A 21,854-nucleotide genomic window follows, 5' to 3' on the forward strand; every position below is an offset into this window, starting at 1 on the left:
TTGATCATTCTTGCCACAATCCGATGATGCCGTTTCTTCTATAAATTATCTCCTCTTTTTCAAGCCGTTTCAGAACCTTAGTCAAGGTTTGGTGAGAGATATTCAAGTCGTAGGTGATTTCTTTAATAGTTTTGAAAAGCACACCTTCCGACGAAGCATTTCTAATGAAGTATTCCATAAATCTTTCAGCGATTTCTGCTGTTCGAGCAGTTTCCGATGAAAAATAATGGCGGCATTCCTTCAGGATTTTCTCTTCTGAAAATGGACGCACACTATTGGGAACGTTATTCTCAACTGCTTTCACGTTCATCACCTCCGTACCGAATTTGATATCAATTCTTACTTCCTATATACCCGTTTTACTGTTAAATATACACTCTATATCAAAATAACCTGATAATTCCATAATAAGAATCTCCAAAACCATATTTTTCTAATGTGTTTAGGCAAAGTAAAAAAACAGAGGGATCCATCCCTCTGTTTCAAACTAAGCTACTTATGCTTTTGCCATTCTCGATTCAATAAAGCCTTTTAAAGCATGTATCCCTTGAACACAATCCGATAGCGACGACCACTCTTTTGGGTTGTGGCTAACGCCGTCCTTGCTGCGGACAAATAGCATGGCAACTGGGATATGGCGTCCAACGATCATAGCATCATGACCTGCCCCACTCGGAATTCGTACAGGGTCAATTCCTTGCTTCGTCAATAGTTCTGCCAGTTCGCGCTGCAGTTCGTCAGCAATTGGAACGGGCATAATACTGGTGTTTTGTTGCATCGAAACCGTAACGCGATGTTTCTCTGCCACTTCACTTGCTAAGCTTCGAATGCGTTCTACAAGCAAATCCCGAGGTTCTTGATGGATGTCCCGCGCATCGACATGCAGGACGACTTGCTCCGGTATAACATTGATGCCATTAGGAGATACATCGAGCTTGCCGACTGTTGCGACAGCCGTTTCACTAACGGCTCGCGGAATATCAGGCAAGCGGCTAACAAATTCACCCGCAGCCACTAAACTATCCGTTCTACCGAGCATGGGCGTGTTGCCTGCATGTCCCGCCTGTCCAGAAAATTTCACTTCCATCCAGGCAGGGCCAGCAATGCCGCTCACGATTCCGACCGGCTGATTCTTTTGTTCCAATACTTTTCCTTGTTCAATGTGCACTTCTGCAAATAATTCCAGTTCTGATAAATCTCTGGTCGACTCGCGAAATGCCTCTAACGAACTGCCGTAAGATTCAAGAACTTGCGCCAAGTCTTTGCCGTCATAATCCCGCAACTGCTTCATTTCCATATCGGTTATATTCCCTGTCATTGCCCGGCTTCCCGTCAGTCCACTATTGAATCTTGAACCTTCCTCATCGGAGAAAATCACTACTTCATATGGCTTTTCAGGAACAAATCCAAGTTCCTTCCAGGATTCTGCCACTTCGAGTGCAGACAAAACACCAAGTGGGCCATCGAAATTTCCACCGTTCGGTACACTGTCGACATGCGACCCTGAAGCAATAGCCGGTCCTTCTGACTGTCCAGGCAAAGAGCCAAAGACATTTCCAGCACCATCTTCCCTCACCTCAAGACCTGCTTCTACCATCCAGGATTTAATCAATTCTTTAGCTTGTTTTTCTTCATGAGATAAACCTGGGCGCTTCACTCCGCCTGGTTCTGTATAACCAATTTCCGATAACGCATGCAAGCGTTTCGCTAAACGGTCTCCATTGACGCCTGAATGGTCCAATTGTTTATCGTACCCTTTGATCAATTCTTCGTATAATGTACTATTTCCCATAAGCCCCTCCATTAATTTGTTTGGTTTTTGTTCAAATAGCTGTAGGCATATTGTGCATATAATTCTGCCCCGACCGATAATGCCTCTTCGTCGATATTGAATCGTCCATGGTGATGCGCCCATTGTGTATCTTTTTCTTGGTTTCCTGCTCCCACCAACGCGAAACAGCCTGGCGCTTCGTCCAAGAAGAACGAGAAATCTTCGCCGCCCATTGTCGGTTCTTCCCTGTATAAAACATTTTCCCCAAATGCTTCTGCTGCCACAGCTTGTGCCAAATGCGCACTTTCTTCTTCATTTATGACTGCCTGCGTGCCGCGTATGTATTCCACTTCAGCAGTCCCACCGTATAGCTCAGCGGTGTTTTTCGCATACACTTCGAGCTGGTTTTCAATGTGGTCGCGCACTTCCGGGTCAAAACAACGGACAGTTCCTTCGATCACTGCGTTTTCTGCAATGACATTAAAACGGGTTCCGACTGTCATCTTGCCGACCGTGACGACGGCGGGCTGTTGTGGGTCAATGGTTCTCGAAACAATTGACTGGACGTTCATAACAAACGCCGAGGCTATAATCGATGCATCCACACAAGCTTGCGGCATCGCACCATGCCCGCCGCGTCCTGTGAAGCGAATGTTAAAAATATCTGCTGAGGCAAAAGAAGGTCCAGGGGTGCACGATACTTTGCCGGTAGGGCTCTGCGACCAAATATGCATGCCAAAGACATTATCTACACCATCCATCGCCCCTTGCTTGACCATTTCACGTGCTCCAGTCGCCACTTCTTCTGCCGGCTGAAACAAGAACCTGACCGTACCCGAAAGCTGCTCTTTGACTGACACAAGTGCTTTGGCAGCAATTAATAACATCGCCGTATGGGCGTCATGCCCACATGCATGCATTTTTCCTTGTTCTTTCGAACGATAAGGCAAATCTCCATTTAACTCTTCGACAGATAATGCGTCCATATCCGCCCTTAGCGCTACGGTCTTGCCTGGCTTTGCACCCACCAATTCCCCGATGACGCCAGTAGGTTCGGTTTTTCGGCATTTGATACCTAGTTCAGATAAATAACCATAAACATAATCTGTAGTCTGATATTCTTCCCAAGACAGCTCCGGTTCGCTATGCAGCTTTCTCCGTATATCAATTAATTCTCCACTATGATTTGCGATTTCTTTTTGTAGCGCTTCAAGAATCATGGACATATCCTCCTGCTAAATTTTTATAGGAATCCAACAAAGATTCCAGCCAAGATGACCGAGACAATCGTCACTGTGATAAACCCTGCGACAAGCATCGGCGGAAGCATACGGCTTGTTAGCATTTCACGTTCTTTTTCATCCTGCGTCAAAGCATTGATCACTTCAACGGTAATGATATAGTCCGCCGGGAAGCCGTACAGCGCCGTCAACGAACACGCAAATGCCATTTCTTTGCTGACTTTGAGGATCTTTCCGATGATGAACGAAAAGATATACATGCCCACGAGCCCAATAATGATGCAGCCAATCAATGGGTACAGAATTTCCAACATCATTTGAGGCGTAGCTGTTTTCAAGCCATCAAAAATGAACAATAGCAACGCCATAATTGCAAACCCAAAGCCATTTGCTTTTTGCAGTGGATGGCGTTCCAAAAAGCCAATGGAACGGGCAAGCACCCCGAACAATAAACAGAGAACAAATGGGCTGATTTCCACGACTGGCGCAACTAGAGTAGAAACTAGGTAAGCGGCGTATCCAACGAGCGCAAGACGGAAGAATTTGAAGAAATCGGTGTTGTACTTCTCCGGCAATGCCGCAAACAGTTTCGGCTTATCGTCATGCGCTTTTTCTTCAGTCACTTCTTGCGTTAGAGGCGCATGATCCGGCAAATCGTTATTGCGGTATTGCTTCAGCAAGTTGCGCCCTTCTCGTTTTAGCATAATAGACGTTAATGGATAACCTGCGAATCCTTGAATGACATAAATGACAATAGCAAATACAGCGAGCGTCGGAAGTCCAGCTGCTGATGCTCCTTCTGACATGATCAATGCCGATACCAAGCCTCCAACAAGCGGTGGAATGGCGACGATAACGGTCTGGAAATCAAATAATAATGTCCCAATCGCAAGCAAGAAGACGACAATGCCCAATATCCCTGACAAAGCGATTAAAATGGTTCGCCATTGTTTTTTCAACTCGTCAAGCGACAATAAGGTCCCCATATTCGTGATCAATAAGTAAATCAGCAAGGTGGCAACGACTGGCGGAATGCCGCCGATGGTCACAATATCTTCTGGAAAGAACGTCCAGTATCCGATCAGGAACAATACCCCGCTCACGAAAATGGATGGAATCCAAGCTTTCGTACGAATGGAGATGAGCTCTCCGATAAATAAGATGAAAGCCATAATGGCCAAAGCCAGCATTTGGGGCATAGTATTCCTTCCTCTCTCAGCTTCAAAACATTATACAAAAACAAAGTTTTGGAAAAGCTTATTGGTTTTAAGCAATAGTAGCACAGAATTTCGAGTTCTGAAATATAATTTATAGACTATTTTGAAATAACTTAAAATTAAAATAAGGGTTCAGGAAATGTAAGCGCGACCAATAGCGATATATTGCGTATTCTCATAAATTCACAATTTTGTACCTTTTGCTTTATTAATTTGGCAATTTTCCATTCTTGGACATGCTCCAGTGATAGTGACTGTAAGTTTAGACATTTTCCAGGTGAGGTATTGATTACAAGAAGCATAAATTGAGGAGGCGTTTTGATGAACGGCAAACATTATATAAATGGTGAATGGACAGATAAAGGAAATGATGTAATCGAAGTCATGAACCCGGCGACCGGTGAACAAGTGGGTAGCGTTCCCAATGGCGGAGAAGCGGAAGCGACTGAAGCAGTAGAAGCCGCAGCTGCCGCTTTTCCATCCTGGTCGAAGACAACTGCTTACGAACGGGCAGAAATATTGATGAGATGGCACGATCTCCTATTGGAACATAAAGAAGAAGTCGGGGAAATCCTCACCAAAGAAATGGGCAAACCGCTGAAAGAAGCAATCGGCGAAGTGGAGTATTCCGCATCTTTCATCTCCTGGTTTGCGGAAGAAAGCAAACGTGTTTACGGGCGGACCATTCCTGCTAGCAAAGACGGAAAACGGATACAAATCAATAAACAGCCAGTTGGTGTTGTAACATCCATCACACCGTGGAATTTCCCTGCGGCCATGATGGCACGAAAAATGGCACCCGCTCTTGCCGCTGGATGTACGTTTGTCTCGAAACCAGCGAAAATGACGCCACTTACAGCCGTGCGCATGTTCGAACTCGCAGAACAAGCCGGATTTCCAAAAGGCGTCATCAATTTGGTGACCGGCAGTGCCTCGCAAATTGGCAAAGTGTTCACCAGTCATCCATCAGTCCGCAAGCTAACCTTCACCGGCTCTACTGAAATCGGAAAAGAATTGATGAAGCAAGGGGCCGAAGTAATGTTGAACTTGTCCTTAGAGCTGGGTGGGCACGCCCCAATCATCGTACTTGATGATGCGGACCTTGATAAAGCAGTCGAAGGTGTCATGGCTTCAAAATTCCGTAACGCTGGGCAGACTTGCGTGTGTGGCAACCGTATTTATGTACAAGAAGGAATAGTCGATGAGTTTTCTGAGAAACTGAAGCAAGCAGCCAGCCAATTAAAAGTTGGAAATGGCTTGAATGATGGAGTGGACATCGGACCGCTCGTCGATAAAGATGGCTATGAAAAAGTAGAGCGCCATGTAAAAGACGCTATCGATAAAGGCGCAAAAGTGCTAGTCGGCGGCGATGGCAAGATAGAAAATGAGGCTTATTTCTATAACCCAACCGTCCTCATTAATGCCAAGGACGATATGTTGGTCATGAACGAAGAAACCTTCGGGCCAGTTGCTCCGATTATGAGCTTTAAAACCGATGAGGAAGCGGTACAGCTTGCGAACGACACACGCTTTGGACTTGCTTCCTACTTTTTCACTGAAAGCATGTCGCGCGGCACATTCATTGCAGAAAACCTGGAATATGGCATCGTCGGCTGGAATGACGGCCTCCCTTCCACTGCACAAGCCCCATTTGGCGGGATGAAAGAAAGCGGCGTCGGCAGAGAAGGCGGACAGGAAGGCTTGGATGCATTCCTCGAAACCAAATACATTTCCATCAAACTATAAAAAAATCGAAAAAGCTCCGGATCAGCTGATCCGGAGCTTTTTGTTATGCAACTGTTTCACACGATTTGGTTCCTTCGCATGCCGTTTTCATCGCTATGCCTTCATAATGTGGAAATTGCTCGCCGAGTGCCTTTGCGATGTGCTGTTCATCGCCAGGGCGAACCGGAATGAAAAGAGATGGCCCCGCTCCGCTGATTGCGTACCCATAAGCACCCAGCTTACGGCACGCTTCACCGATTTTCTCAAAATCTGGGAAACGATTTTGTCGGTAGGGCTGATGGAAAATATCTTTGCTCATGAGCTTGCCGGCTTTCTCCCAATCACCGCTCACCATTGCTGCAGAAAGTACATTGGCAGCAGCACTTCCCCTAACACTTTCAGCATACTGCAGTTGTTCAGGCAAGAGGTTCCTGGACTCTTCTGTCAAGAAAATCTCTTGTGGGATCAATAACACGACACCGATATTGACTTGTTCGACATGTACGGTCTCAATCTGCTCTTCATCAAAATAGGAAATCGTTAAGCCCCCGAGCAATGAAGCGGAAATATTATCCGGATGGCCTTCCATATCAGTTCCAATTTTCACTTTTTGCTGATCCGACATATTCAAATCAAGCAAGCGATTTGCCAATTCAATCCCTGCTGCGATAGCTGAAGCACTGCTGCCAAGCCCACGCCCGAGCGGGATATCCGTCTCGATTTCCAGTTTAGCTGGCGGTAATTTTTTCCCGTAAGCAGCAGCCGTGCGTTCAGCTGCCTGCAGGATTAAATTCCCTTCAACACCAGACAGATGGGCGTATTCCGGTGTTTTATAATCGAGCTGCCACGAATCGGCAGGCGACACGTGAATATTCAAATGAAGGTCTAAGGCAAGCCCGATGGAATCGAATCCGGGGCCCAAGTTGGCAGTGGAGGCCGGCACCGCTATCGAGAATTCTTTTCCACTCATACTTTGACCTCCTTTTTTAACTCCTCCCAAAACTGTTCCATGTTGGCGGCTTCGAGCATGCCGTCTTGTTTGCTGACTTCGATGGCTGTCGCCGGATCTTTTAGACCATTGCCTGTCAGTACACAAACAACGGTCGACCCTTTTTTAATTTGCCCATCTTCCACTTGCTTTTTCAGGCCTGCAATCGATGCGCACGATGCCGGTTCCGCAAAGACGCCTTCTGTCTTGGCGAGCAGCTGGTAGGCTTCGAGGATTTTATCATCGCTTCTCGAGAGAATGGTGCCTTGCGATTCATCGAGTGCATTAAGCGCCAATTGCCAGCTTGCCGGGTTACCGATACGGATTGCCGTTGCGATGGTTTCCGGTTGTTCCACCACTTTGTTCTGGACGATCGGCGACGCGCCTTCCGCCTGGACGCCGAGCAATTCAGGGCGCTTTTCGCCAGTGCGTTCCGCATATTCCGTGAAGCCTTTCCACGCAGCTGAAATATTTCCGGCGTTGCCAACAGGAAGCGCGAACAAATCCGGTACTTTCCCAAGCTGCTCGATCACTTCGAAAGCGATGGTCTTCTGTCCTTCGAGCCGGTAAGGGTTCACTGAATTGACGAGAGCGATGCCTGGCGATTTGCCGATTTCACGGACCATTTCCAGCGCTTCGTCAAAATTGCCTTTGATCTCTAAAATTTCTGCGCCGTACATTTTTGCTTGTGCCAATTTACCAAGTGCGATGCGGCCTTCCGGAATGACGACAATTGTCCGCATACCTGCTCTGGCACCGTATGCAGCAGCCGAAGCCGACGTGTTCCCTGTGGATGCACAAACCAGGACGCTTTTACCTTCTTCTTTTGCTTTCGCGACCGCCATGACCATGCCGCGATCTTTAAAGGAACCGGTCGGATTGGCGCCTTCGATTTTGGCATAGACTTCGATGCCCCAATCAGCAGACAGCTTTTCGAGATGGATCAGCGGTGTATTGCCCTCTTGCAATGTCAGTGAAGGTGTAGCCTCCGTCACCGGCAGCCATTCTTTGTATTGTTCAATCAGTCCAGGCCATCTCATGCTGCATCCTCCCCTTCAATGCGGTAATGGCTGATTAGACTTGCCATTCCTTCCAGTTCTTTTAAGACATCCAAATGCTGTTGGCGTGAAATTTCATGCGTTTTTAAAATAAGTTCTGCTTTTCCTGCGTTTTCATCTGTGCCCGGGTTCTGCACGATGGATTGAATACTCGCGCCGTGATGGCTGTAAATGGCGCTTACTTTGGACAAGACGCCGACTACATCGTTCACCAGCAAACGGTGGAAATATTTCGAGCGGCTTTTATCCGCAGGCTTGATCACGCGTTCGTGCTGCGCAGCGTGTTCACGTTTTCCGTTCACCCCAAGAAGCAAGTTTCTGCAGGCGGCTATAATATCAGAGACGACTGATGTCGCAGTGGGCAACGATCCGGCACCCGGACCATAAAGCATTGTTTCGCCAACTGCATCCCCGTAAATATAAACGGCGTTGAATTCATTATTGACTGAAGCTAAAGGATGGCTATTTGCCAGGAAAATTGGTTCCACCGAAACGTCGATGCCGTCTTCGTCTTTCGTCGAAGAGCCGACCATCTTCATCGTATAGCCCAAGCTTTCGCCCATTTCCACATCGCCGTCTTGGATTGTCTCCATGCCACGGATATTGACATCATCGAGTTTGACTTCTGTTGAATAAGCAAGTGAGGACAAGATGACCATCTTGCGCGCTGCGTCGAGCCCACCCACATCGGCGGTCGGGTCAGCTTCTGCAAAGCCCAGTTCAGTCGCTTCTGCAAGTGCATCCTCATAGCTTTTCTTTTCCTGTTTCATCTTTGTCAGGATAAAGTTCGTAGTGCCATTGACGATGCCCATCATGCTCGAGATGCGGTCCGAAGCCAGGCCATCTTCAAGCGTACGGATGATCGGGATGCCTCCGGCTACACTCGCTTCATAGAATAAATCGCATTTTTCGGCATCTGCCAGCTTCAATAGCTCATGGCCATATTGTGCCATGACATCCTTATTGGCGGTCACGACTTGCTTGCCGGATTTCAAGGCTTGTTCCATCGCCGTTTTCGCGCCTTCGATGCCGCCCATTACTTCTACAATTATGTCGAGGGAAGAATCATTCAAGATTTCTTCAATATCTGTCGTGAAGACATTCGGATCGAGGTCCGATAGCCGGTCTTTCCCGGCATCCCGCACCAACACTTTACGGATTGCGACTTGTGCGCCCAGTTTATGCTGCAGATCTTCCTGGTGCTGCTGGATGATCTTCGCAACGCCGCTCCCTACTGTACCGAAACCTAATAATCCGATTGAAACTTCATTTTTCATTGACGATTCCTCCCATGGTGTGTACACTGTGAAAATACAGTTGTTTTTGTCATAGAGACATTATAGTATTATATTTTAGCGAAAACAACCCTTTTTACAGACTATTAAAAAAAGATGGGACTTGATAGGATGAAAGTATGCAAATTCGGTGGAACTTCAGTCGCTAGCGCACAGCAAATCAAAAAAGTCGCAAGCATCATCCAAGCGGACCCGGCACGCCGGGTGGTCGTCGTCTCCGCTCCGGGCAAACGCCATAGCGGAGACGTAAAAGTGACCGACCTGCTCATCCGGCTTGCGTCAACCGCATTATTGGGCGAATCCATCCAACAGCCCTTGCAGGCAGTCATCGACCGTTACACGGAAATCGCAGATGAGCTCGGTCTCGACCGGGAGATCATCGACATTATCCGTGCTGATCTTTCAGAACGCCTGCGTGCAGACAGCGGCCAACATGATTTGTATATCGATTCGATCAAAGCGGCAGGAGAAGACAATTCAGCGAAATTGATCGCTGCCTATTTCACTTCCATCGGAATGCAGGCGGAGTACGTCAATCCGCACACGGCTGGGCTGTTCGTCAATGATCCGCCGGAACGCGCACAAGCCTTATCCGAATCCTATAGCCAGCTTTCAGCTTTAGCGGAAAAGCCATCGATCACGGTCTTCCCTGGATTCTTTGCTTACACGAAATCCGGGATGCTCCGGACATTCGACCGGGGCGGTTCCGACATCACAGGGTCCATCCTTGCGGCAGCCGTCAAAGCCGAGCTTTATGAGAATTTCACCGATGTGGATTGTGTTTTTGCCGCCAACCCTCAAGTCGTCGATAACCCCGTAGAAATCGAACAGATGACCTACCGCGAAATGCGCGAGCTGTCCTATGCCGGTTTTGCCGTCCTTCACGATGAAGCCTTGATGCCTGCATACCGTGCCTCCGTGCCTTTGTGCATCCGCAACACCAATAACCCTTCTGCGCCGGGCACGATGATTGTAGCCGAGCGCGCCAGTTCACCACGCCCCGTCACTGGAATTTCTGCGGACAGTGGGTTTTCCACTTTATATGTCGGCAAGTATTTGATGAACCGGGAAGTCGGGTTCGGCCGCAAGCTTCTGCAAATCCTGGAAGAGGAAGAAATCTCCTATGAACATATCCCATCCGGCATCGATAACTTATCCGTCATTTTACGGAGCCATCAGCTCGATAACGAAAAAGAACAGCGCATCATCGAACGGGTGAAGAACGAACTCCAAGCGGACGATGTCCATATCCGCAACGATTTCTCCATGATCGTATTGGTAGGTGAAGGCATGCACAATAATAAAGGCCTCACTGCCCGTGCAGCGGCTGCATTTGCGCGCACCGACGTCAATATCGAAATGATCAACCAAGGTTCTTCCGAAGTCAGCTTGGTGTTTGGCATCTTGAAAGAAGACGAAGGAAAAATACTCAATGAACTGTATAAGGAATTTTTCGCCCCGGCGCTTGTCGGCCAGTAAAATTCCCTAAACGAAAAAGACGAAGCGCGAGGTCGATCCACCTTGCGCTTCGTCTTTTTTATCGCCTCATGCTTTCCACGCAGAAAGCAGAGGCCCCGCGTCACCGTAAACAGGGTCGGTCTTCGGCAGCGGCGTATTATGGATATCTTCGAGTACGTAGGGGCGCTCGCCCGGCTCACCGGTCTTCAAGTTGTATTCCACACCTCCGGGATATGCGCCGACGATGCGGAAATCCGCGCTTGCCGATAAGCGTTTATGGCCCGTGCCGGCGGGCAAAACACAAACATCCCCCGTGGCCACTTCCACTACATCACCGTTTTCGCCGCCCAACTGCAGCTGCGCCGATCCGCTCACCACACCGAGCGCTTCGTGTGTATTGCTGTGGTAATGATGAAAATCGAACACGCCGCCTTGCCAGCTATTGCCCCACGCGTGATCTTCGAAGGCTTGTTGGATCTGGCCGGTTTTTCCGTGGAAGGCCTCGGGATAGAAAACGACTGGCAGTTTCGGGTTGTTCGGGATAGTGCCATCATCTTCAAAGTGAAAAAACTGTGCATCTTTCATTGAGATCAGCTCCTTTTGCCTTTCTTTACCCGGCAAGCTGACCAATATGCTTATTTCTTCGATACTAATGGGGTGAACTGCGACAACAGCAAATCTTCCAATAAAACCGGCAGCTCCTCGAATGCGCTCTTGCGGTTCAGTCGTTCCGTACGCTGGTGTGCATCACGCCCAAACGGCCCAACATTCAATACCGGTGCCTGGAGCTTGTTCATCGCTTCGAATGGCACACTATAGCTTCTGCCGTAAACTGGTGTATTTTGTTCGTAAGTTTGCCACCCTGCGTTCTGGTCCTGAAAATTGACGTAGCTCAAATCGGAAATGCCGTTAAAGTAATGGCCTTGCTTCACTTCGAGGCCAAATCGGTCAAGTGCGGTTTCTTGTACTTGTTGAATGCATTTCTTGACGAGTTCTGATTCGCTTGAATTGACTGGCGGATAATAAGGCGGCGCAAACAATAAGATCACAGCAGGTGTCAGCTCGTGGCATTGAATCAATAATTGATCGGTAATGGCATGGGATTGTTCGCGCACATCGTGGTCAACATCTTCTGTCACATTCGACATGATCTGCTCCACCGCTTTTTCGCCCAGCTTTTCCAGTGCGTATGCCTTCAGCTCTTCGAACCGGAAAACTTTCACTTCGTTGACCGGCTCGATATCCTCCCGCTTGCACATTTCGTTATAATCCCCGCTCATCTTATAAAGCGCTTCTCGAGCCGTTTCCTCAAACATTTTCATCGTCTCTTCTGCATTGCGTTCAAGCAGGAAGACATTGTACATGGATACTGCGCGGTACGGCGTCTGGGCCGAATATTCCATCTTCACGTCACGCTGCAGCACCGTGACCGGCAGCGGCGAGGTTTCGCCGTACAGCGTCTCACGGAATTTCGGATTCCAGCTCATTTCCTGGGTTAGATACGATGCCATATAATTCGACGTCAGCCCGCTGAGTGGTTCGCCGACATGGGTTTCTTTGCCATAAAACAAAGCACTTGGCATGATTTTCCCTATGCTTCCGCTATATACTTTAAAATCGCTTTCTTTCGGGTCTTGGGCAAAGACCGGTTCCCCGTTCAGGAATAAGGAATACTTCAGCTGATGCGTTTCAGCAATCTCCAAAAGATGAGGAACTGCATGGCGCATGCCGTTGGAGTTGACTTCTTCATCCGGCACCGTCAACAAGACAAGGTTGATCGGCCATTGTTCGATAGAGGCTTTCTCAATCAGGGACATGTGCAAAGCAAGACCCGCTTTCATATCCATCGTTCCCCGACCGAACAAATAATTGCCGGATTCCAAATCAGCCAGTGCCTCCGCGCTGAGCATTTCCTTGCGGTCATGCAGCGCACGCGTCAATAAGCGAGGGCTTGAGGCAAGCGGGCGCAACACGCCATAATCTTCCGTTGATACGGTATCGAAATGGCTGATCAGGACGACCGTGTCCACCGCCTCTTCGTGTTTATAGAGCGCCGTTAAAAACGTGCGTCCCCAGTTGACTTCACCTAGCGCCAATTGATCGGGATGCTGCTTGAAATAATCAAGCTCCCCCAATAAGCCTTTCAGCTTCACCGGGAATTCCGCTTCCCCTTGCGTTAAATAAATGCTTTCCCAACTGACCAGCTCACACAGTAAATCCTCTAGCTTCTCCGGTGTATCCCAGAAAAGTTCCATACCAATCCACCCTTTCCTGCTTCACTTAAATTAAACAGATGATTTCCGCCTATCTTTTTCCAATAACTTACTTTTCAATATGTAAATGCATTAAACAGCCCGTGCAGGATGTCTGCTGCGGACTGCTCAAATTGCTGCTGCTTTATTTTTCATGAAGAGAGGTGACAAATTTCTCTAAACGGTCCATACCTTCTTCTAAAACATGCATGCTGTAGGCATAGGAAATGCGCAAGAACCCTTCCCCGTATTCCGTGAAAGCAGAGCCAGGAACAGCGGCTACTTCGCCTTCTTTCAACAGACGGATCGCAAACTCGTAAGATGGCAGCCCAAATTTCTCAATCGAAGGGAAGATATAGAAAGCACCATTTGGCTTAATGACGTCAATACCCATTTCGATCAAGCGTCCGTAAACAAAATCACGTCGTTCAATATAGGCCTTGTTCATCTCTGCAGGCACGTGGCGTTGATTCGTCAACGCTTCAATCGCAGCATATTGGGCTGGGGCCGAAGCACAGATAGCATTATATTGATGCACTTTCAGGACATGCTCCATCAACTTCGCTGGACCTAAGATATAGCCGATGCGCCACCCTGTCATCGAATGGGATTTCGACAAGCCGTGAATGAGCACCGTTTGATCACGCAGGCTGTCGAAACAGGCGAATGTACAATGCGCGCCGCCGAATGTATTTTCGCTGTAGATCTCATCCGTCACGATGTACAATTCGTGGCGTTCAAAGACTTCCTTTAAAACGGACAATTCTTCCATCGTCATCGTAATGCCTGTCGGGTTCGACGGAAAATTCATCAATACCGCTTTAGTACGATCGTTGATCAAGCGTTCAAGCGCTTCAGGATCCGGCTTAAAATCACTTTCCGATGTATCCAAGTAGACGACTTTGCCGCCGCATAGTTCCACTAAAGGCGCATAGCCCGAGTAGGTCGGGGCCGGCAGGATGACTTCATCGCCTTCTTCAAGAATTGTACGGAACACCGAGTCCAAGCCCTCACTCGCGCCATTCGTTACAATAATTTCGTCTTCAACTCGGTACGACAAGCCATAGCTGTCTTTGAAAAAAGATTGGATAGCTTGACGCAACTCCAAGACGCCCGCATTATGCGTGTAATTGGTTTGGTTATTGCGGATGGCATCGATGCCCGCTTGCTTAACCGCCTCAGGAGTCGGGAAATCTGGCTGTCCGACCGTCAAATTAACGGCATCCGGGTAATCTATCATTTGATTGGCGAATTGGCGAATGCCTGAGAAGACAATCGACTCCGCCCGTTTATTAATGTGCATGCTCATAGGAAAACAACCTTTCTAAAATTAAAAATAACTTTATTCGTAAAGCCCTGGCAACCACAAGGAAAGCTGCGGAACGAAGGTGATGACCAGTAAACAGACAATCATCGTGAACAAGAACGGCAGGACCGCATAAGCGATTCGCTCGAACTTGACTCCCCCGACACTCGAAGCGACAAACAAATTGACGCCGAGTGGAGGGGTGACAAAACCGATCGCCAAATTCGCGACGAGCACTACACCGAAATGGACAGGATCCACACCTACTTCTGTCACGATCGGCAGCAGGATTGGCGTCAATACGACGAGTGCTGAAATCGTATCGATAAACATGCCCACTACGAGCAATAATACATTAATTGCGAGCAAAATAACGAATGGATTGGTTGATAAAGCCGTCAAATAATCGGAAATCTCTCCTGGAATTTGCTGAATGGTCATGAAATAAGCGAAAGACACTGACAAGCCGATGATGATCATCGTCGTGGCGTTGATGACGATCGTTTCGCGGAAACTTTCATACAGCCCTGCCCAGGTCAGTTCCTTGTAAACGAATTTCCCAATAATGATGGCATAGACGACAGCGACAACTGCTGCTTCTGTTGGAGAGAAGACCCCTCCGTAAATGCCGCCAAGGATGATGACTGGAATGAGCAGCGCCCATTTAGCGTCCCAAAATGCCGTTCCGATATCCTTCAAATGAAATTCCGATTCTTTGCCGGGTTCCGGTTTATAGCCGCGTTTTTTCGAGATCATATAAGCTGTCAACATAAGTGCAGCACCGACTAACAATCCTGGCAGGATCCCGGCCAGAAACATGCTGCCGACTGACACGCTGCCGATGACGCCATACAAAACGAACGGAATGCTTGGCGGGATCATGACGCCAATCGAACCAGCAGAGGCCGCGATGGCAGAAGCAAACCCGCCGCTGTATTTGCGTGCCACCATCGCCGGAATCATGAAGCCGCCAATTGCCGCAACTGTTGCTGGGCCAGAACCGGATATCGCGGCGAAGAACATGCAGGCAACAATGGTTACCATGCTAAGCCCGCCAGTCATCCAGCCGACCATCGCAGAAGCGAGGTTCAATAAGCGTTTCGAAACGCCGCCCTTGCCCATTAATACGCCCGCAAGCATGAAAAACGGAATCGCCAGCAGCGGGAATGAGTCAAGCGAAGTAAATGCTTTTTGCGTGATGATGCTCAGCGGCATCGTCGTGCCAAAATAGATGGCGGTCAGTGCAGACACACCGAGCGAGATGGCGATTGGCACACCGATCAATAAACAAATGAATAAGGTCCCGAATAACAGGGCAATCGTCATGCCTGGACACCCCCGTCTTTATGCATTTCATAATCGCCTTTCCAAATTTGGCGCAATTGCACGATCAAGCGGATGCACATGCCGATGCCGCCTATTGGAATCGCCAGGAACGGGACCCACATCGGCAATTGCATAGCCGGCGTGACTTGTCCGTTGGATAAACTTTGCATGACCAACATGGTCCCGAAATAAGCCAAGAATAATGCCATCGCAAACCAAATCATTAAAGAAATGGTTTCCAAGATTTTTCTTGCGAGTCCATGAAAGCGGGTAATGAACGCTTCCACGCGGATATGCTCGCGCAGTTTTACTGCGTAGCTTGCGCCAATCCACACTTGAAAAATGTGGATATAGCGTGCCATTTCCTCTGTCCAGCTCGGCGCGTTGGAAAATACGTAGCGGCCGACCACTTGGCCGAAAATTAAGGCGACCATCGCAACCAGCGTTAGCACCAATAATGCTTCTTCGGCTTTCGCGAATTTCTTTATCATCAGAATCTCCCTTTCTAAAAAGAAAAACCAAGGAGCCTGGTCCTTGATTTTTCATCTGTCATTGCTTAGTTATTTGCCTCAAGCGCACGGTCGATCAAATCTGCGCCGATTTGGCCCTCGTATTTTTCGTAAACCGGTGCTGCTGCTTCGCGGAATGCGTCGCGCTGTTCATCGGTCAAGTCGTTGATTTGCATGCCTTCTGCTTCCAGTTGCTCCATGAACTCGGTATCTTGCTGCTGTGCAAGCTCGCGTTGCTGGGTACGGAACTCTTCAGACGCTTCCATCAACAATTCCTGCAAATCCTCAGGCAAATCATTGTAGAAATCATCATTCATAAGAAGAGAAGTGGCTGCGTAGACATGGCCTGTCAATGTCAGGTAATCCTGCACTTCGTAGAATTTATTCGTGTAATAAAGTGAAATCGGGCAATCCATTGCATCATATGTACCCTGTTGCAAGGCTGTATACAATTCACCGAATGCGAAAGGTGAGGCATTTGCGCCAAATGCGTTGAACGTGTCGGTATGGAGCGGGCTTTCAAGTGTACGCATTTTCAAGCCTTCCATATCTTCCGGTTTTTCAATCGGCCCTTCGTTATTGGACACATGGCGGAAGCCGTTTTCACCGAATACTAGCCCTTTCAAGCCATTGCTTTCCAAATCAGCCATCAATTCCTGGCCCAAATCCCCATCAAGCGCTTTGTACGCCGCTTCGTTGTTATTGAACAAGAAAGGCAAATCGAAAACTTGGAATTTTTCGTTGAACGACGCCATCGCCGCGACAGCCGGAATGGTCATTTCAATGTTGCCGAGCTGTACGGCTTCGATTGCTTCACGGTCAGACCCATACAACTGCCCATTCGGATACAACTCGACCTTCAGGCGGCCATCCGATTCGGCTTCTAGTTTTTCTTTGAAATCAACTGCTGCCACGTGTGATGACTGTTCTTCCGGTACTAAATGGGCGAGACGGATTGTGTACGTTTCGCCTTCTCCGCCTTCGCCGTCTGACGAACTGCCACTATCCGGGCGTCCGCATGCGGCAAGGATTAATACAAGCATCAGTAAAATAAGTCCAGTAAGTTTTTTCATAGTTCCTCCTGTGAAATGTATTTCAGCAGCCTATTCTCGATATTGTCGAGATGGGCAGCCAAGTGTTTTTTTGTCTTCTCTAAATCCCCTTGCTCTAATGCTTCAATGATGGCACCGTGTTCCCCGTGAGCAATCACGGCACTATCGAATACTTTTTTGGATAGCAGCAAGAATGCCCGGCTGCCTCCTGTATTGACGGTGTGGATCAATTCCCGTAAACGCTGGTTTGGGTGGTTTTCATAAAATTGATCGTGGAACCATTGATCCCAATCCATGAATTCCGCAAAATCATGCGCTTGAATCGCTTCCCATTGGCGTTCATGGGCATAGCGCAATTCCTTTAAGACATGCTGTTGATCTGCTTTCGATAACCCTTCAATTCCGTAAATCTCAAGCAATCTCCTGAGCTCCATGATTTCCTTGACGTCCTGGTGGGTAAATCTGGCGACAAGCGCCGGTTTTGTTTTTCTTAACTCGATAAGCGCATCAACAGCGAGTCTTTTCAGTGCCTCCCGCAGTGGCGTTCGGCTGATTCCAAGCTCTGCTGCGAGCTTTTCTTCCGGTAGTTCGTCTCCTGGCTTCAATTCTCCAGTGATGATCATTTTTTTGATGGCTTCATATGCCTGTTCCGCTAATGTCGGCTGCTTGACGATTTTTCTCATGATTCCTCCCTTCCCATCCCAAATTTCCACAGTGTATACTGTATACAGAAAGTATAGAATACTCATTTTTGTTTGTAAACATAAATTTCAGAATAAATTCACATTTTAGACATATCCTTTTTTCATTAAAGAATCTATACTTTTAAGCTACGGTTCTACCGACCAAACTAACTCGTATGCATATTCTTGTATAAAACAAAAAGGAGTTGTTCACATGCCCCTCACCGAAACCACTAAATGGGTCGAAATTCTTTCTGGCCGCTTGAATCCTGGCCAAGTATCCACAAGCGAAGGCGAACGCTATCGCCATAGCCACGATGAATCTGATCACGCACCTGTAGAACCAGAACTGGTATGCTTTCCTGAAAGCACAAAAGATGTCCAGGTAGTGCTTGCCTTTGCAAAAGAGCAACAAATCCCAGTTACCGCTTTCGGTGCAGGATCGGGGCTCGAAGGATCCGCTATCCCGGTTCAAAAAGGCATCTCGCTTAATTTCGAACGGATGAACCAAGTGCTTCATTTTGCGCCGGAAGATTTGCTCGTTACTGTTCAGCCGGGTATCACGCGCCTTGCCCTGAACCGGCGCATCAATCGGCAAGGTTTGCAGTTTCCCATTGATCCCGGAGCGGATGCATCGATCGGCGGCATGGCTGCGACCAACGCAAGCGGCACGACCGCTGTCCGATACGGCGTCATGCGCGATCAAATACTCGACATGGAAGTGGTGCTGACAAACGGCAGCATCATCCACACCGGCACAAAAGCCAAGAAATCTTCTTCTGGCTATTCGATCGGCGGCTTATTTGTCGGCTCTGAAGGAACGCTTGGCATCATCACCGAAATCACGTTAAAGCTCCACGCCATCCCCGAGCACGTTATCGCTGCCTCGTGCACCTTCGACACCCCACGTGAATGTGCCGAAGCGGCAAACAACGTGTTGCTGATGGGTATCCCCATTCAACGCATGGAGTTCGTCGACGCCCCGAGCATCAAGAAAGTCAACGAGTACGGCGGCTACGGCTTGCCCGAAAAGCACTCACTGTTTTTCGAGTTTGCTGGACTGACACAGTCAGCCAGTGAAGACGCGCGAATTGCAGAAGAGTTGATGACCGATCTTGGCGCACAGAATTGGCATGTCGCAGTTGATGCTGAAGAACGCGCGACCATTTGGAAAGCACGTCACGAAATGGCCTATGCGTACCGCCACCAGCCTGGCGTATCCGTCACGGGCGGGGATGTCTGCGTGCCAATTTCCAAATTGCCGGATCTGTTGGAATACGGGCGCGAACTGATTGAGGCAAGTGGATTAGAAGGCGGTTTGCTCGGCCATATTGGCGATGGTAATTTCCATACATGCATCGTTTACGACCCTGAATCTCCAGAGCAAAAACGCGTGGCTTTTGGCATCAATGATCAACTGGCGTTTCGTGCCATCGAACTTGGTGGCACATGTACCGGTGAACACGGCGTTGGTCTCGGCAAGCAAAAATTTCAGGAAAGCGAACATGGCGAGGCATTAGCGCTTTTCAAAAATATGAAGCAAATGCTCGATCCGGACAACATCTTGAACCCCGGCAAGATATTCGCTTAACTTTGTTTTTGAAAATGCCTACGCTAACTTGAATCACAAACAGAACCCCCAGCCAATTTGCTTTCGCATGATGGCTGGGGGTTCTTCGGTCAATATCACGCCCTTCCATAAGCAAGCGTGACTATTCCAGGTCTTAGAGGCTGGGCTGGGTACTGCATTTGTACAAAAATCATCCCTTTGCAGCTCTATTCGCTGCTTGGCCTGCAGTTATTGGTATACTTAGTAAAATGAGAACCATTTAAAGGACGGGATGAATTGAAACCATTATCGCCAATGGGCGGATTTTTATACACCTATGCTTATCATCAAGACGAAAAAGATTTATGCCAATTGGAAATGCGCGCATTTTTTGGGCATGATACGGATGGCAAAGTCATCAAAAGCCATCAAGCCATCGCGCCAGGCAGAAGTCCGTTCATCAAAGAGCGGATTGAGCTATTGTTTGAAGGTCCCGACCTTGCCGCTATCGTAAAACAAGCCGCACAATTGGATATGGAACAAGCAACATTCAAAGTAATCTTCCCTAAAATCAACGGCTTGGATGTAACTGAGCAAGTAAGTTTTGAAGACAAGCGCGAGATGGAACGGCAAATCGGTTTTGTCATTAAAGGGAAAGCCGATGTCCACAATCCAGATATGATATTTGGCTTGATCCCCTTTGAGGGTTGCTGGCATTTTGGCATCTACCAATTGAGTGAATCGGTATGGTTTAAACACCAGCAAAAACCGCGTGAATATTCAACAGCGCTCAGCACAAAAACCGCACGGGCGATTGCCAATATCGCTGTTCCAGAACCGCTAGGCATCAAAGCAATTGACCCCTGCTGCGGCATCGGAACCGTATTGGTCGAAGCGCTATCTATGGGCATCGATATTGTCGGACGCGACATCAACCCGCTTGTTGTCGATGGCTCGCGGGAAAACATTGCCCATTTTGGCTTGTCCGGTTCGGTCGATTTGGGTGCCATCGCCGATATTCAAGAACAATACGATGTCGCGATTATTGATATGCCTTATAACCTGTACACACATGCCACTCCCGATGAACAACAAGAGATTCTTCGTCATGCCTTGCCGGTCACAGAAAAACTGCTGGTGGTCACCATCGAACCGATCGACCACATGATAGAAAAAGCGGGATTCACCATTATCGACCGCTGCATTGCCAAAAAATCGCTGTTTTTACGTGAAATTCTCGTTTGCGAGAAAATCAAGCTGCAGCATGCAACTGCATGAGAAGGTCAAACCGCATGTAAGAAAAGCCATATAAAAATCACCCAGGCCACGTTGGTCCGGGTGATTTTTTCTAGCCAGTTAAGCTTCGACTATGGGTCTATTCCAACTCTTGCACGGCGTAAGAAACCATTTCATAGCGCTCTCCAACACGGACTACCGTAAACGTCATCCGCAAATCGTTGCGATCCGCCAAATGCTGAATCGGGCCATTCCCTTGGTAGAGATTGACCGCGTAATAATCGCGGCCCACTTTCACTTCGATGACGCGGCCGTCTGCTAGTCCGAAAGGTTCTTCTGTCGTGAGTTCGAGCACTTTCCCGGTGATTTTAAGTGGCTGAAGTACCTGCAATTCACCACTTGGCAAGGTGACCGTGCTGCCGAATTGGTTTCGGAGCGTGTATTTCGTATCACCGGACTTTACGTAGTACGTGGCGGAAGCCCGATGGATTACCCCGACATCGGGATATAGCGTCAAAACTTGCCCAATCATAATCAGATCGGATGTTAAATTGTTCATTTTCTTGATACTGTCAATGGAAACGCCGGTTCGTTTAGAAATGGAGTACAAGGTATCCCCTTTGACCACTTGGTAATTGCGGTTGTCCAGATTCTCCTGGTTTCCGGACCACGATTGGTTTTTGTGCGGAATGGCGATTTTTTGACCCACAATGATTCTGGTGCTTGTGGTAAAGTTCGCCGCCATAAGCTGTTCTACGACCAATCCGTATTTTTTTGCAATGCTGTAGTAGGTATCCCCTTTTTGCACCGTGTAATAACTGGCCACTTCAGTTGCTGCACTGGGTGCCAAGGCTGGTCCGGCTGCTGCGGCTGACGATACGAGCGCCAGCGATAAAAGAATTTTGGAGATCCGTTTCTTCCGCGGCAGCGGTTGCGTCTTTATCTCTTGGGCTGGAGGGACAGGCTTCAAATGAAATTCAGTCATTTTTTCCTCCCCGCTTTCCTGTTTATTCACTTACTACTTAAGTACCCTAAAGTTCATGAAAACAACCATTTTTTTGTTATTATAATGTTATTTCAACCTAAATATAGTTCGGCAAATTAATGACTCTATCGTCCACTTCAATAAATTGGACGTGAAAACCAGCTATCCTTCACCGGTCTTTTAACCATCAGACTCTGGATTGC

The 21,854-nt window shown here is 48.1% G+C and carries 19 protein-coding genes; 4 read left to right on the forward strand and 15 right to left on the reverse strand.

The window, feature by feature from the left end; all coding sequences use genetic code 11:
• Window positions 1-4: 4 nt before the first annotated feature.
• From AY633_RS02975 to AY633_RS02990, 4 genes are all read right to left on the reverse strand, one after another.
• On the reverse strand, window positions 5-304 hold the full coding sequence (locus tag AY633_RS02975; protein WP_068463315.1) for a MarR family transcriptional regulator: 300 nt from the start codon (window positions 302-304) through the stop codon (window positions 5-7).
• Window positions 305-496: 192 nt separating this feature from the next.
• Window positions 497-1,792: a Zn-dependent hydrolase gene (locus AY633_RS02980; protein WP_068486339.1), complete on the reverse strand. Its 1,296-nt coding sequence runs from the start codon at window positions 1,790-1,792 to the stop codon at window positions 497-499.
• Between the two features lie 11 nt (window positions 1,793-1,803).
• The gene (locus tag AY633_RS02985) at window positions 1,804-2,991 is read right to left on the reverse strand and encodes an amidohydrolase (RefSeq protein ID WP_068486341.1); all 1,188 of its coding nucleotides are present in this window, start codon (window positions 2,989-2,991) and stop codon (window positions 1,804-1,806) included.
• A gap of 23 nt (window positions 2,992-3,014) precedes the next feature.
• Entirely contained in the window at window positions 3,015-4,211 is a 1,197-nt protein-coding gene (locus AY633_RS02990; RefSeq protein ID WP_068486342.1) for a hypothetical protein, read from the reverse strand.
• Between the two features lie 339 nt (window positions 4,212-4,550).
• Here AY633_RS02990 and AY633_RS02995 point away from each other — a divergent pair, with 339 nt between their 5' ends.
• Entirely contained in the window at window positions 4,551-5,975 is a 1,425-nt protein-coding gene (locus AY633_RS02995) for an NAD-dependent succinate-semialdehyde dehydrogenase (RefSeq protein WP_068486344.1), read from the forward strand.
• A gap of 43 nt (window positions 5,976-6,018) precedes the next feature.
• Here AY633_RS02995 and thrB read toward each other — a convergent pair whose 3' ends face one another.
• From thrB to AY633_RS03010, 3 genes are read right to left on the reverse strand one after another with little or no spacing between them, the layout of a single operon-like run.
• On the reverse strand, window positions 6,019-6,924 hold the full coding sequence (gene thrB, locus AY633_RS03000) for a homoserine kinase (RefSeq protein ID WP_068486346.1): 906 nt from the start codon (window positions 6,922-6,924) through the stop codon (window positions 6,019-6,021).
• Complete coding sequence (gene thrC / locus AY633_RS03005; protein ID WP_068486348.1) at window positions 6,921-7,982, reverse strand: threonine synthase; 1,062 nt, start codon at window positions 7,980-7,982, stop codon at window positions 6,921-6,923. The genes thrB and thrC overlap by 4 nt, the downstream gene beginning before the upstream one ends.
• Entirely contained in the window at window positions 7,979-9,277 is a 1,299-nt protein-coding gene (locus tag AY633_RS03010; RefSeq protein ID WP_068486350.1) for a homoserine dehydrogenase, read from the reverse strand. Before AY633_RS03010 ends, thrC begins: the two co-directional genes overlap by 4 nt.
• 129 nt (window positions 9,278-9,406) lie before the next feature.
• On the opposite strand from AY633_RS03010, the gene AY633_RS03015 reads away from it, so the two are divergent.
• Window positions 9,407-10,774: an aspartate kinase gene (locus AY633_RS03015; RefSeq protein ID WP_068486352.1), complete on the forward strand. Its 1,368-nt coding sequence runs from the start codon at window positions 9,407-9,409 to the stop codon at window positions 10,772-10,774.
• A gap of 66 nt (window positions 10,775-10,840) precedes the next feature.
• Here AY633_RS03015 and AY633_RS03020 read toward each other — a convergent pair whose 3' ends face one another.
• The 7 genes from AY633_RS03020 to AY633_RS03050 all read right to left on the reverse strand — a co-directional run bounded on the left by AY633_RS03020 (window position 10,841) and on the right by AY633_RS03050 (window position 17,881).
• Complete coding sequence (locus tag AY633_RS03020) at window positions 10,841-11,338, reverse strand: cupin domain-containing protein (protein WP_068486353.1); 498 nt, start codon at window positions 11,336-11,338, stop codon at window positions 10,841-10,843.
• A gap of 50 nt (window positions 11,339-11,388) precedes the next feature.
• Entirely contained in the window at window positions 11,389-13,008 is a 1,620-nt protein-coding gene (locus AY633_RS03025; RefSeq protein WP_068486355.1) for a M20/M25/M40 family metallo-hydrolase, read from the reverse strand.
• Window positions 13,009-13,150: 142 nt separating this feature from the next.
• The gene (locus AY633_RS03030) at window positions 13,151-14,314 is read right to left on the reverse strand and encodes an aminotransferase class I/II-fold pyridoxal phosphate-dependent enzyme (protein WP_068486357.1); all 1,164 of its coding nucleotides are present in this window, start codon (window positions 14,312-14,314) and stop codon (window positions 13,151-13,153) included.
• A gap of 33 nt (window positions 14,315-14,347) precedes the next feature.
• Window positions 14,348-15,637 carry a TRAP transporter large permease gene (locus AY633_RS03035; RefSeq protein WP_068486359.1) on the reverse strand — a complete coding sequence of 430 codons (1,290 nt, stop codon included), beginning with the start codon at window positions 15,635-15,637 and terminating at the stop codon, window positions 14,348-14,350.
• On the reverse strand, window positions 15,634-16,128 hold the full coding sequence (locus AY633_RS03040) for a TRAP transporter small permease (RefSeq protein WP_068486361.1): 495 nt from the start codon (window positions 16,126-16,128) through the stop codon (window positions 15,634-15,636). Before AY633_RS03040 ends, AY633_RS03035 begins: the two co-directional genes overlap by 4 nt.
• Before the next feature lie 65 nt (window positions 16,129-16,193).
• The gene (locus AY633_RS03045; protein WP_068486364.1) at window positions 16,194-17,219 is read right to left on the reverse strand and encodes a TRAP transporter substrate-binding protein; all 1,026 of its coding nucleotides are present in this window, start codon (window positions 17,217-17,219) and stop codon (window positions 16,194-16,196) included.
• Window positions 17,216-17,881 (reverse strand): GntR family transcriptional regulator, encoded by a 666-nt coding sequence (locus AY633_RS03050; RefSeq protein ID WP_068486365.1) that lies wholly within the window; start codon window positions 17,879-17,881, stop codon window positions 17,216-17,218. The genes AY633_RS03045 and AY633_RS03050 overlap by 4 nt, the downstream gene beginning before the upstream one ends.
• A 214-nt stretch (window positions 17,882-18,095) precedes the next feature.
• On the opposite strand from AY633_RS03050, the gene AY633_RS03055 reads away from it, so the two are divergent.
• Entirely contained in the window at window positions 18,096-19,472 is a 1,377-nt protein-coding gene (locus AY633_RS03055; protein WP_068486367.1) for an FAD-binding oxidoreductase, read from the forward strand.
• Window positions 19,473-19,745: 273 nt separating this feature from the next.
• The gene (locus AY633_RS03060; RefSeq protein ID WP_068487851.1) at window positions 19,746-20,708 is read left to right on the forward strand and encodes a TRM11 family SAM-dependent methyltransferase; all 963 of its coding nucleotides are present in this window, start codon (window positions 19,746-19,748) and stop codon (window positions 20,706-20,708) included.
• Window positions 20,709-20,805: 97 nt separating this feature from the next.
• Here the strand turns inward: AY633_RS03060 and AY633_RS03065 are convergent, their stop codons facing one another.
• Entirely contained in the window at window positions 20,806-21,651 is an 846-nt protein-coding gene (locus AY633_RS03065) for a lytic transglycosylase (protein WP_068486370.1), read from the reverse strand.
• Window positions 21,652-21,854: the final 203 nt, after the last annotated feature.

The sequence above is a fragment of the Planococcus maritimus genome (assembly GCF_001592825.1).
In the GTDB taxonomy this organism is placed as follows: domain Bacteria; phylum Bacillota; class Bacilli; order Bacillales_A; family Planococcaceae; genus Planococcus; species Planococcus maritimus_C.